Raw genomic sequence first — 12,222 nt, forward strand, 5'->3', positions numbered from 1 at the left:
CCTAGTAAATGTCGATGGCAAACCGCCCGGCGCTTTTCGCGCGGGGCGGTTCGGCGGATCCGGAAGCCCTGGCCTCAGGCCTTGGCGGGGGCCGGCGCCGGGTCGGTGACCAGGGCGCGGGCCTCGCGGCTGACCTTCGGTTCGACGAAGAACGAGGCGAACGGGATGCAGCCCGCGGCCAGCACCCACAGGAGCTTGCCGAAGGGCCACTTCGCCTTGGAGCCGAGATCGAAGGCGAAGACGACGTAGACGATGAACAGCACGCCGTGGATCTGGGAGATCAGCATGGTGTCGCCGGTCTCGAAGCCGTACTTCGCGATGATCGCCGCGGTGAAGACGAGCAGCCAGACGGCGGTGACGTAGGCCATCACCCGGTAGCGGGTGAGCACGTTCTGTTTCATGGCATCGAGCGTAACCGGGCGACCGGGGCGATCTTCGCGCGGCCCCTCCGAGCGGAAGCGCCTCCCCCTCACGGGAAAACCGTGCTCACTGCTCCTCGAAGTCCCGGGCCGCCACCCGCAGCGGACGCAGCATGGCGAAGATCTCGGCGCATTCCTCGGAGTCGTACACACCGAGCCCGAAGTCGACCGCGACCAGGTCCCGGGTGGCCGACTCGACGACCTCGCGGCCCTTGTCGGTGATGGCCGCCAGCGTTCCGCGGCCGTCGTTCGGGTTGGGCCGCTTGCCGACCAGACCCGACTTGACCAGCCGGTCCACGGTGTTGGTGACCGAGGTGGGGTGCACCATCAGCCGCTCGCCGATCTTGGACATCGGCAGTTCACCGGCCTTGGAGAAGGTGAGCAGCACCAGCGCCTCGTACCGGGCGAAGGTCAGCCCGTACGGCTTGACGACGGCGTCGACCTCGGCGAGCAGGATCTGCTGGGCCCGCATGATCGAGGTGATCGCCCCCATCGAGGGCACAGGTCCCCAGCGCTGCCGCCAGAGCTCGTCGGCGCGGGCGATGGGATCGAAGGGAAGGCTGAGCGGCTTCGGCACGGCACCGACCTTACCGACTGGTCACATGCCGGTCAGCCCCGTCTCGTCCTTCGGTATCGGACATCCGTCCGGGGGCTGTCCGGCGGACCTCGGCGACGAGCAGCAGCGCGCAGACGGTACCGATGATTCCGGATCCGGCGACCACCTGGTGGACGGGGAAGAACTCGGCCGCGAGCCCCGCCAGCGCCATCCCGAGGCCCTGGACGGTCATCAGTCCGGCGGTGAGCAGCGTCATGGCCCGGCCGCGCAGTTCCAGGGGCACGGCGTCGACGAACCACTGGTCGAGCCCGATGACGTACGCCGCTCCCGCCCCGGCCAGCGCCAGGGCGGCGAGGGCGAGCGGCAGTCCGGGCCGGACCACGTACACGAGGAGCGGGAGCAGGCCGACGGCGGCGACCGGCAGGACGATCCGGGAGCGGTTACGGGGGCTGAGCGCGGAGCCCACGAACAGTTCGGCCCCGATGTGCCCGACGGCCATCGCGCAGAGCAGCAGCCCGAGCGCGGCGGGCGGGGCCCCGATCGCGTCGGCGTACGGGGCGGCGAGCGCCTCCGGGGCCACCACGAACATCGCGGGCAGCCAGAACAGCAGCATCAGGGCGCGGATGCGGCGGTCGCCCAGGACGAGGCGGGCCCCGGAGAGCGACTCCTTGAGGAGGGTCCCGCCGCCGTCACCGGTGGCGGTGGCGCGGGCGGGGCGGTCACGGGTGCCGAAGCGGAGCAGGGCGGCCGAGCAGAGGAAGGTCACCACGGTGACGGTGATCGCGCCGCGCGGGGAGAGCACGGTGAGCAGCACCCCTCCGGCGCCGAACCCGATGAGCATCGCGCTCTGCGAGACGATCCGCAGCAGGGAACGGCCCAGCACATAGAGGTCGCCCTCGCCGAGGATGTCGGTGAGCGCCGCCATCCGCGTGCCCGTGAAGACGGGCGCGATCGCGGCGACCAGGCAGCGCAGGGCGAGGAGTCCGGCGACCGGGGTGGCGGGCACCAGCATCACCGCGACGCAGACCGCGCAGAGCAGATCGCAGACGACCAGGACGCGGCGGGCCGGGTAGCGGTCGGCGACCCCGGCGAGGAGCGTGCCGCCGACGATGTACGGGAGCAGCCCCAGCGCGAAGGTCAGGGCGCTGAGCAGCGGGGAGCCGGTGAGGTCGTAGACGAGGACGGTGAGCGCCAGCTCGCTGACGACGACGCCGAGCAGCGAGAGCAGGTGCGCGGCGAAGACGGCCCGGAACTCGGCGACGGCGAAGACCGCGCGGTAGCCGCGCGGGGCTTCGGGGGCCGGGGCGCCGGGGTCCCGGAGCGTGGGCCCGGGGCCCGGGTCACGGTGGGCGGCACGCTCCGGGGCGGGAGCCGGGACCTGCGCCGCCGGGGCGGGCGGGGTACGGGGTGTGTCCGCCAGGGCGGGGCTGTCGGTCGGCATGGGGCGAGCCTGGGGCCCGGACGGCCCTCCTCCGTAGACTTTCGGCTCAGGACGAATGTCGACGCATACCAGGGCCCGGCGACGGAGGGAGAGGCGTGCCGTTCCAGCTGCACTTCGGCGAGAGCGACCTGCTGCGCTGCCGGTTCGCACTGTCGCCGCTGTTCGAGACCCAGGAGGCGGTGCGCACCCTCTCCCGCCCCTACCGCCACGGCTACCACCTGCCGTGGCTCCGCCGGATCCGGGAGGCGGCCGCGGCCCTGGACCTGGAGCCGCTGTGGCTGCTGATGCCGGACGCCGGCCACAACCCCGACTTCATCTGCCCGCCGCCGATCGGCCCGCTCGCCACCTTCGAGGAGGAGATCGCGGCCGTCCGGGCGACCGATCCGGAGGTGGCGCGGGCCGACATGGCGCTCGCCCTGGCGGACCGGCCCGGCGGGACCACGTCGGCGACGGGACGGCGACTGGCGGCCGATCCGGCGCGGGCGGTGCGGGAGCTCGCCGATCTGCTGGAGCAGGCCTGGCAGGTGCTGATCGAGCCGTACTGGCCCCGGCTGCGGGCCCTGCTGGAGGCGGACATCGCCTACCACTCCCGGCGGCTCGCGGACAGCGGGCTGGAACGGCTGCTGGGTGAGCTGAGCCCCCGGCTGAGCTGGAACGGCTCGACGCTGACCCTGGCGGAGACCCGGGGCGACCACGAGCGGGTACTGGGCGGGCAGGGGCTGGTACTGATGCCGAGCGTCTTCGTCTGGCCCGAGGTGGTGGGCGGCCACGAGGAGCCGTGGCGGCCCGGGCTGATCTATCCGGCGCGGGGCATCGGCGGGCTCTGGTCCCACGGCGGCGACCGGACGCCCGAGGCGCTCGCCCGGCTGCTGGGGCGGGTCCGGGCCGATGTGCTGTGCGCGCTGGACGAACCGGCCGGGACCAGCGCACTGGCGCACCGGCTGGGCCTCGCCGCCTCGTCCGTGTCGGCCCATCTCTCCGTGCTGCGCGGGGCGGGGCTGCTGACCTCGCGGCGGTACGGGCACCAGGTGCTGTACGAGCGCACCCCGCTGGGGATCGCGCTGGCCGCCTCGGACTGAGGACGCGGCTGTCGGCATCCGGCGTACGGACGCGTCACGGACGGTGTCGCGCCACCACTCCCCGTAACCGTTGTGTCACGATTGCCCTGTTTCCCGTGTCCGTGAGCCACCGCCGTCCGAGGGGTCTGGATGTCCGGCCGCAGAATCGTCCCCCGCGTTCTCCCCCGTACCGTCCGCGCCCTGGCCGTCCTCGCCCTGGCGAGCGCACTCACCGCGGGGTGCTCGACGCCGGAGCCACGGGTCACCGGGACCGCCGAGGAGGGCGGCGAACCCGTCCGGGGCGAGCCCGCCCCGAGCGCGGCCTCCCCGTACTGGGTCGACCCGAACAGCGACGCGGCCCGCCAGGTGCGCACCTGGGAGAAACAGGGGCGCGAGGCGGAGGCGAAGATCCTGCGGCGGATCTCCGGCCGGCCGGTGGCCGACTGGCCCGCGTGGGACGACCCGGCCCCGGGGATCCGGGCCGCCGCGAGGTCCGCCGCCCGGACGAAGAAGACCATCCTGCTCGTGGCGTACAACATCCCGCACCGCGACTGCGGGCTCTACTCCGCGGGCGGCGCGAAGGACGCGGACGCCTACCGGACCTGGATCGGGGAGTTCGCCGACGCCATCGGGGACGCGCCCGCGACCGTGATCCTGGAACCGGACGCCCTCCCCCACATCACGGACGGCTGCACCCCGCCCGAGCACCACGCCGAGCGCTACCAGCTCCTCTCCGAGGCGGTGGACACACTCAAGGCCCGGCCCGGCACCAAGGTCTACCTGGACGCCGGAAACCCGGACTGGATCGACGAACCGGCCAAGATGGCGCAGCCGCTGCGGCAGGCGGGCATCGACCGGGCCGACGGCTTCTCGCTGAACGTCTCCAACTTCCAGTCGAACGACAGCGTGAAGACGTACGCGGGACAGCTCTCCGACGCGGTCGGCGGCGCGCACTTCGTGATCGACACCAGCCGCAACGGCAACGGCCCCCTGTCCGGGGGCCGTGAGGAGGCCTGGTGCAATCCGCCGGGCCGGGGGCTCGGCACACCGCCGACCACCGACACCGGCGACGACCGGCTCGACGCCTATCTCTGGATCAAGCGGCCGGGCGACTCCGACGGCACCTGCCGGGGCGGCCCGCCGGCCGGCGACTGGTGGCCGGAGTACGCACTCGGCCTCGCCCGGCGCGCCGCCTCCTAGGCTCTCTCCCGTCTGCGCCCCTTCAGCCGCCAGCGGCTGACCTGCTGCTCAGGCCACCTTGACCCACTTCGCCTCGGAGGGGATGCCGTCGGTGTCCGTGACGAAGAGCATGTACCAGCCGGGCGGGACCAGTGTGGGGTCGTCCGGCACGGTCACACTCAGCTTGCCGCCGGCCTTCTTCAGGCCCAGCTCGATGGAGCGCTGCTCCACGTCGGTGGTGTGGGTGACGGCGCTCGGGCGCATCAGCCGGGCGGTGGCGATCCGGTCGGCGTCGGCGCTCTCGTACGTCACCGTCGCGCCGCGCTCGGCGTTCTCCGGGCCGTTCCCGATCACCGGGCGCTTGTCCTTGCCGCGGTGCAGGGCGGGCGGGGTGTAGACCTCCATCCGCTGCTCGAACTTGCCGAGCTTGGTGTTGTCCTTGTCGCCGTAGAGCGGGTCGGAGCCGAAGGTCGCCACCCGTCCGTCGGGCAGCAGCAGCGCCTCGGAGTGGTAGTTGCGCCCCACCGTCGGCTCGGCCGCCTCCTTGAAGGTGTTGGTCTTCGGGTCGTAGGTCTGCGCCTTCAGGATGTTGCTGTTCCCGCGGCCCCGGTAGTCCACCGATCCGCCGCTGGTGAAGACCGTGTCGTCGGGCATGATCACGCTGTTGAGGTAGCGCGTGCCCTGTGGCAGGTCGGGGCCCGCCTCGAAGGCCGGGCTGTCCTTCTTGAGGTCGATGACCGCCGTGCGGGCCGTGGACTTCTTGGACTCGCCGACCCCGCCGCCGCCCAGCACCATCACCTTCTGGTCCTGCACGGGCGGCAGCAGCAGCGAGGCCGCCGTCTCCAGCTCGTCGGTGTCTGTGAGGCCGGGCACCTTGGTGAAGGTGTTCTTCTCGATGTCCCAGATCCCGGGCTCGCGCCCCTTGTCCGCCGGGCCGTAGCCGGCGTTGGCGCCCGGGTAGAAGAGCTTGCCGCCCTTGGTCAGGAAGAGCGCCGGGTAGGTCGGGAAGTAGTGGAAGGGGCCCTTGGACCATTTCTTCGTCTTCGGGTCGTAGATCTCGTTGTCGCCCGGGAGGATCGCGCCGACGTCGTCGAGACCGGAGACGGCGAGCACCTTGCCGTCCTCCAGGCCGACGAGCGTCGGATACCAGCGGGCCTCCTTCATCGGGTCGACCTTGATGTACTTCTCCGCCGTCGGGTCGAACTCGTAGGCGGCGCGGATCCCCTGGAAGTCCTGCTTGTCCATGGTGATCTTCTCGGCGAGGCCGTAGGAGTTGTCGGCCTCCTTGCCCTTGAGCCCGACGATCTCGTACTGGGCGGCCTCGGTCGCCACCGCCTCGGGGCCGTCCTCCACCGCCTCGACGAAGACGCGCTGCTCGGCGGCGGTCACCTTGGTCTTCCACGGCTTCATCTGGCCGCTCTCGAAGTAGTCGACCTCGAACTCGCGCTTGGCCTTGGGAACGGTGACGTCGAACTTGGCCCGGTACTCCACGCCGGAGGGCGAGCGGAAGACCGTGCCCTTCTTGAGCTTCAGCGGCTTGTCCGGGTTCTCGTTCTTGACCCGCATACCGCCGCCGGCCCGCTTCACCTTGTCGTCGAGCACCTCGTAACGGGCGGTGCCGCCCGCGATGAGGAGCCGCCCGTCGGGGAGCTGGGCGTGGCCGCCGCAGAAGAAGTCCTCGGGGGTGGGGATCTTCTGGAAGGTGTTCTCGGCCGGATCCCACAGCACCGTGTCGAAGGTGCCCGCGTCGAAGTGCGCCTCGTCGTTGCCGGAGCCCGCGACGATCAGCACCTTCCCGGTGTGCAGGAGCGCCGCGTGGACGGCGTTGGTGCGGTACTCCTTCGGGATGTTCACCTCGTCCCAGGAACCGTACTCCGCCTTGTACGCCGGCTGGTCGATCTTGTACGCGTGGTACCTGTCCTCGGCGAAGGACAGGGCCGCGGGCGCGTTCAGCCCGGCGAGCAGCATCACCGCGCCGCCGCCCAGGAGCGTCTTCCTCATCTTCTTCGAGGGCCGGTAGGCCATGGCTCAGTTCCCTCCTGCGGTAGTAGTGGCGGTGGTGCCGGCGCTCGCCGCGGTGGTCGCCGGCGGGGCGGGGGCCGTGGTGGTGGTGACGTACGCCGGCTCGGGCGGCGGGGGCGCCGGGACAGGGACGGCGCGCGCGGCCTCGGCGCGCTTGTCCTGCCGGACGGTCCAGGCCCAGACGACGACCGGGGAGAGGGATATCGCCAGGCCCAGCGTCGCCCAGGTCCGCATCGCGACATGGGTGTGGTCGAGGTAGACGGACGCGGCGAGCGAGGAGAGCAGGACCGCCGCCCAGAAGAGGTGGATCCGGAAGGTGAGCAGCCGGTCCGGGGAGGCCTGGCCGCCCTTGGGGGTGACGACGAACCGGCCGTCGGTGCGCAGCACGGCCGAGCCGAGCGACTTCAGGTAGATCGGCGCGGAGAGCGCGGACATGGCCATGCCGGCGAGCCCGCCGGAGCCCTCGGGCTCGTGCGGGGAGACGTTGTGCCGGCGGTTCCAGAGGTAGAGCCCGATCTGGAGGGCGGCGGCGTCGCTGTAGAGCATCAGCCAGATGGAGGCGGCGACCTGGGTGCCGGACGCCCCGAACCAGAGGAACAGCACGCAGCTGAGGACGCCGAGCAGCCAGTTGACCGCGGTCATCGGGTAGTAGACGAGCATCAGCGTGTAGCTGAGGAGCCGGCCGGGCGGCAACCGGAACAGCGCCTTGCCGTACTGCTTGAACAGCGTCTCGTACGTGCCCCGGGACCAGCGCAGCTGCTGGGTGAAGAAGTCCGTCCAGGAGGCGGGGCCCTCGCCGACGGCCAGCACGTCGGGGGTGTAGACGGAGCGCCAGTAGTGCCTGGTGCGCGGGTTGCGGCGACGGTGGATCTCGAAGCCGGTGGCCATGTCCTCGGTGATCGAGTCGTACAGGCCGCCGACCTGCCGCAGCGCGGCGATGCGCACGACGTTGTTGGTGCCGACGAACATCGGGGCGCCGTAGCGGTTGCCCGCGCGCTGGATGAGGGCGTGGAAGAGGAACTGCTGCGACTCGGCGGCCTTGGTGACGGCCGAGTCGTAGTTGCCGTAGACCTGCGGCCCGACGACGAAGGCGACGTCCGGGTCGCGGAAGTAGCCCATCATCCGTTCCAGGAAGTTGGGCATCGGCACATGGTCGGTGTCGACGGAGGCGAAGAAGTCGTAGTCGCCGCCGTGCAGGGCGATCCAGGCGTTGTAGTTGCCGTGCTTGGTCTTCGTCTTGTGGACGCCCTTGTCGCGGTTCCACTCGGGGACGCCGCGCCGGGTGAAGTGGTGGACGCCCAGTTCGGCGCAGAGCATCCGGGCCCCGGGGTCGTCGCCCTCGTCGAGCAGCCAGACGTCCAGCGGACCGGGGTGGTTCAGCTGTACGGCGCCCTTGAGGGTGGCGCGGACCATGGAGAGCGGTTCCTTGCCGGGGACGTACGTGGTCAGGAAGGCGACCCGGGTGCCGGGCTCGGCCGTCACCGGCACGGGGTCTCGCGCGACGAGCGTGGCGTGCGCGATGGAGACCACGTTGACCAGCATGAACAGCTCGATCAGGGCGATCGACACCAGCATCACGGTGTCGGCGACGACCAGCCAGCGCTCCCCGTTCTCCCGCTCGGTCCAGTGCGTGGGCCAGACCAGGTAGAGCAGCAGGATGCCCGTGAGCACCGGGGCGAGCGTCATCAGCAGGACGGCTCTTATTCGGTGCTTCTCCGTCGAGAGCAGGCTCTTGTACCGCACCCGGTACCCCGTCGGATCCGGCTCCGTGAGCGGACCCGCGAGCCGGCTGTAGGTGTCGTAGTCGTAGCCCTCCGACCGCACCGTGCCTCCCACTGTCGAACGGGTTGATATCCCCACAGAAGGGGACAGCTAACGGCGTGTCGACTTGGCAGGTCCGAGTGAGCGGTTTTCGTTCCGGGACCGGAAAAGCCCCCGGCCGTGTGGTGCCGGGGGCTTTTCGGGTGAACGCGGGCCGGACCCGCGCGACGGTGCGTCAGGAGGCGAGATGACGCTCCACGGTCTCGACCTTCGAGGTCAGACCGTCCGTGACACCGGGCCGGATGTCGGCCTTCAGTACCAGGGAGACGCGGCCCGCGCGGGCCTCGACGGCGGCCACGGCGCGCTTGACGACGTCCATGACCTCGTCCCACTCCCCCTCGATGGAGGTGAACATGGCGTCGGTGCGGTTGGGGAGCCCGGATTCACGGACGACGCGCACGGCGTCGGCGACGTACTCCCCGACGTCCTCACCGACACCGAGCGGGGAGACCGAGAACGCGACGATCATGCGCTGACCGTGCCCTCGCGGCGGGCGCGGGCGGCGATGACACCGTCGGCCTCGTACTGCTTGAGGAGCTTGTCGCCGTAGAGCCCGCCGAAGGGGATGACCGCGAGGAGGAAGAACAGGGCCACGCGCTTGAGGGGCCACTTGGCCTTGACCCAGACGTCCAGCAGGAACAGCACGTAGATCGTGAAGAGAAGGCCGTGCAGCGCGCCGAGGGGCGGCATCAGGAAGTCGATGTCCGAGACCCGCATGAGCAGCGAGCCGAAAATGAGCAGCGCCGGGAAGGAGAGCGCCTCGGGGAGCGAGATGAGGCGCAGCCGGTGCAGGGCGGAAGCGGTCTTGATGTCCACGAAGGCACCTTCGGTGGGAGGGTCGCGAGGGCTTGTGAACCCAGGCACAAGCCGCTCCCATTGTGGCATCGCGCCGGTACGCCCCCGTCGCCGGGTTCCGCCCCGGCCGCGGGCGGGCGTATCGCCGCATATCAGGGCCGGTCCGGGTGCGCATCAGGGGAGCATCAGGGGCGTAACGGTTCCGGAGAATCTGGCCGGGGTGCGGCGTGGAGGGCTAACGTCGTCGCGTGGCGATGTTCCGACTCCAAGGCAGCAAGACGCTCGCCGTCGATCTGGCCGGCGATTCCGTCAAGGCGAAGAACGGCTCGATGGTCGCGTACGACGGCCGGATGACCTTCAAGAAGATGACCGGCGGCGGTGACGGGCTCCGCGGCATGGTGACCCGCCGGCTGACCGGTGAGCAGATGACCGTGATGGAGGTGTCCGGGCAGGGCACCTGCTACTTCGCCGACCGGGCGAGCGAGATCAACCTGGTCGCGCTGCACGGCGACAAGCTGTACGTGGAGGCGAGCAATCTGCTGGCCACCGACGCCGGGCTGCGCACGGGCACCACCTTCACCGGGCTGCGCGGCGGGGCGAGCGGCAACGGCCTGTTCACCACCACGGTGGAGGGCACCGGGCAGGCGGCGATCATGTCGGACGGCACGGCGGTGCTGTTGCGGGTGTCGCCGCAGTATCCGCTGATGGTGGACCCCGGCGCGTACATCGCCCATCAGGGCCGGCTCCAGCAGAGCTTCCAGTCGGGCGTGAACTTCCGGACGCTGATGGGCGAGGGATCCGGCGAGGCGTTCCAGATCCGCTTCGAGGGCGACGGACTGGTCTACGTACAGCCCAGCGAGCGCAACACCGTCGGAGGCGATGTCTGATGCCGTTCCGGGAGATCAACTCCAAGATGGTCGAGGCCACGCTCGCCCCGGGCCAGAAGCTGTTCAGTCAGCGCGGCGCGATGCTGGCGTACCGGGGCGAGGTGTCCTTCACCCCGAACATCCAGGGCGGCCAGGGCGGCTTCGCGTCGATGATCGGCCGCCGGGTGGCGGGCGAGGCGACACCGCTGATGACGGTCGAGGGCGCGGGCACGGTGATGTTCGGCCACGGCGGCCACCACATCCAGGTGATCAATCTGTCCGGCGACACCCTGTACGTGGAGGCCGACCGGCTGCTGGCGTTCGACGGGACGCTCCAGCAGGGCACGATGTTCATGGGCTCGCAGGGCGGGGTGATGGGCATGGTGCGCGGCCAGGTGACCGGCCAGGGCCTGTTCACCACCACCCTCAAGGGGCACGGCGCGGTCGCGGTGATGGCGCACGGCGGGGTGATCGAGCTGCCGATCACGCCGGGCCGGGACGTCCATGTGGACCCGCAGGCGTACGTCGCCCACCACGGGGAGGTCCGCAACAAGCTGTCCACGGCGGTCGGCTGGCGGGACATGGTGGGACGGGGCTCCGGCGAGGCGTTCCAGCTGGAGCTGAGCGGCAGTGGTGCGGTGTACGTCCAGGCGTCGGAGGAGAAGCTTTGAGCACGCCCGTGGTCTTCGAACCGATGACGCTGCCGTCGGACGACAACGTCAACTCCTACACCTTCTGCGTGGAGCTCAAGGGGAGCCGGTGGTTCCTGCAGAAGGGCAAGATGATCGCCTACTACGGGCAGATCGACTTCGACGGCATCGGGCACGGCCGGTTCGAGCGGCTGGTGCGTTCCAGCTTCCATTCGCCGCTGCACGCGAGCGACTGGGTGGTGGCCGAGGGCAGCGGGAAGATGCTGCTGGCGGACCGGGCGTTCGATGTGAACTCCTTCGACCTGGAGGACGGCAACCTCACCATCCGGTCCGGGAATCTGCTGGCGTACCAGCCGTCGCTGGCGCTGAAGCAGTCGATCGTGCCGGGGTTCGTGACGCTGATCGGTACGGGGAAGTTCGTGGCCGCGTCGAACGGGCCGGTGGTTTTCATGGAGCCGCCGCTGCGGGTGGATCCGCAGGCGCTGGTGGGCTGGGCCGACTGCCCCTCGCCGTGCCACCACTACGACCACGGCTACATGACGGGCGTGATGGGCGGGATCCGGTCGTTCACGGGGATCGGCGGGGCGTCGGGCGAGGAGCACCAGTTCGAGTTCGTCGGGGCGGGCACGGTGCTGATGCAGTCGACCGAGGCGCTGATGGCGGAGCAGGCGACCGGTGCGGTGCCCGACGAGCCGGGTGTTCCGGGCGGCGGTCATCCCGGATCCGGCCCGCGCATGCCCGGCCAGCTGGGGGACCTCCAGCGTCGCTTCGGGTTGTGAGCGGTAGTCTGCGGAGTGTGACGTCGAACGTCTGCGCCCAGCCGTCGGTGCTTGCCGACCGGCCTGTCGGCACTCCGGCGAGCCGGGGGTGCCGGTCGTCACACGTCCCCATCTCGTCCGGCTTTCAACTTCTTAGGTAGAATCCATATATGGAGACCGAGACGGCCACCCGCTGGCTGAGCGACACGGAGCAGTGCGCCTGGCGCACCCACCTGGACGTCAGCAGGCTGCTGATGCACCAGCTGGAGAAGGACCTCCAGCCGTTCGGCCTGACCATGAACGACTACGAGATCCTGGTCAACCTCTCCGAATCGGACGACCAGCGGATGCGGATGAGCGACCTCGCCGCCGCCACCCTGCAGTCCAAGAGCCGGCTCTCGCACCAGATCACCCGCATGGAGACCGCGGGTCTGGTGCGGCGTACGCACTGCGAGTCGGACCGGCGCGGGCTGTTCGCGGTCCTCACCGAGCACGGCGCGGAGACCATGCGGAAGGTCTCCCCGCACCACGTCGACTCGGTGCGGCAGCACTTCATGGACCTGCTGTCCCCCGAGGCGCTGGCCGATCTGCACGCCGCGCTGACCCCGATCGCGGAACACCTGCGCGGCAAGCGCGGCAAGCCGTAGCGGCGAGGCG

13 protein-coding genes are annotated in these 12,222 nt (G+C 70.6%); 6 read left to right on the top strand and 7 right to left on the bottom strand.

Annotated elements, in window-relative coordinates:
• Positions 1-74 precede the first annotated feature (74 nt).
• The 3 genes from AC0VY3_RS27475 to AC0VY3_RS27485 form a co-directional block, all read right to left on the bottom strand.
• Positions 75-401 carry a DUF3817 domain-containing protein gene (locus tag AC0VY3_RS27475; protein WP_030079230.1) on the bottom strand — a complete coding sequence of 109 codons (327 nt, stop codon included), beginning with the start codon at positions 399-401 and terminating at the stop codon, positions 75-77.
• Positions 402-486: 85 nt separating this feature from the next.
• On the bottom strand, positions 487-996 hold the full coding sequence (locus AC0VY3_RS27480) for a MarR family winged helix-turn-helix transcriptional regulator (protein WP_103511483.1): 510 nt from the start codon (positions 994-996) through the stop codon (positions 487-489).
• Positions 997-1,006: 10 nt separating this feature from the next.
• Entirely contained in the window at positions 1,007-2,416 is a 1,410-nt protein-coding gene (locus tag AC0VY3_RS27485; RefSeq protein WP_475550840.1) for an MFS transporter, read from the bottom strand.
• Positions 2,417-2,511: 95 nt separating this feature from the next.
• Here AC0VY3_RS27485 and AC0VY3_RS27490 point away from each other — a divergent pair, with 95 nt between their 5' ends.
• Both AC0VY3_RS27490 and AC0VY3_RS27495 read left to right on the top strand, forming a co-directional pair.
• Positions 2,512-3,495, top strand: coding sequence for an ArsR/SmtB family transcription factor (locus AC0VY3_RS27490; protein ID WP_103511481.1), 984 nt, complete (start codon positions 2,512-2,514; stop codon positions 3,493-3,495).
• Positions 3,496-3,624: 129 nt separating this feature from the next.
• Positions 3,625-4,674, top strand: a complete 1,050-nt coding sequence (locus AC0VY3_RS27495) for a glycoside hydrolase family 6 protein (protein ID WP_103511480.1) — start codon at positions 3,625-3,627, stop codon at positions 4,672-4,674.
• Positions 4,675-4,722: 48 nt separating this feature from the next.
• Here the strand turns inward: AC0VY3_RS27495 and glxA are convergent, their stop codons facing one another.
• The 4 genes from glxA to AC0VY3_RS27515 all read right to left on the bottom strand — a co-directional run bounded on the left by glxA (position 4,723) and on the right by AC0VY3_RS27515 (position 9,312).
• Entirely contained in the window at positions 4,723-6,678 is a 1,956-nt protein-coding gene (gene glxA, locus AC0VY3_RS27500) for a radical copper oxidase GlxA (RefSeq protein ID WP_475550841.1), read from the bottom strand.
• Positions 6,679-6,681: 3 nt separating this feature from the next.
• Entirely contained in the window at positions 6,682-8,499 is a 1,818-nt protein-coding gene (locus tag AC0VY3_RS27505; RefSeq protein ID WP_475550842.1) for a glycosyltransferase family 2 protein, read from the bottom strand.
• Between the two features lie 172 nt (positions 8,500-8,671).
• On the bottom strand, positions 8,672-8,965 hold the full coding sequence (locus AC0VY3_RS27510; RefSeq protein ID WP_030079249.1) for an MTH1187 family thiamine-binding protein: 294 nt from the start codon (positions 8,963-8,965) through the stop codon (positions 8,672-8,674).
• Entirely contained in the window at positions 8,962-9,312 is a 351-nt protein-coding gene (locus AC0VY3_RS27515) for a DUF3817 domain-containing protein (RefSeq protein ID WP_030079251.1), read from the bottom strand. The genes AC0VY3_RS27510 and AC0VY3_RS27515 overlap by 4 nt, the downstream gene beginning before the upstream one ends.
• A 233-nt stretch (positions 9,313-9,545) precedes the next feature.
• Here AC0VY3_RS27515 and AC0VY3_RS27520 point away from each other — a divergent pair, with 233 nt between their 5' ends.
• The 4 genes from AC0VY3_RS27520 to AC0VY3_RS27535 all read left to right on the top strand — a co-directional run bounded on the left by AC0VY3_RS27520 (position 9,546) and on the right by AC0VY3_RS27535 (position 12,212).
• Complete coding sequence (locus AC0VY3_RS27520) at positions 9,546-10,178, top strand: AIM24 family protein (RefSeq protein WP_103511477.1); 633 nt, start codon at positions 9,546-9,548, stop codon at positions 10,176-10,178.
• Positions 10,178-10,828 (top strand): AIM24 family protein, encoded by a 651-nt coding sequence (locus AC0VY3_RS27525; protein WP_103511476.1) that lies wholly within the window; start codon positions 10,178-10,180, stop codon positions 10,826-10,828. The genes AC0VY3_RS27520 and AC0VY3_RS27525 overlap by 1 nt, the downstream gene beginning before the upstream one ends.
• Positions 10,825-11,586: an AIM24 family protein gene (locus tag AC0VY3_RS27530; protein WP_475550843.1), complete on the top strand. Its 762-nt coding sequence runs from the start codon at positions 10,825-10,827 to the stop codon at positions 11,584-11,586. Before AC0VY3_RS27525 ends, AC0VY3_RS27530 begins: the two co-directional genes overlap by 4 nt.
• Before the next feature lie 149 nt (positions 11,587-11,735).
• Complete coding sequence (locus AC0VY3_RS27535; protein ID WP_103511474.1) at positions 11,736-12,212, top strand: MarR family winged helix-turn-helix transcriptional regulator; 477 nt, start codon at positions 11,736-11,738, stop codon at positions 12,210-12,212.
• Positions 12,213-12,222: the final 10 nt, after the last annotated feature.

The organism is Streptomyces sp. iso_384 (assembly GCF_056172905.1).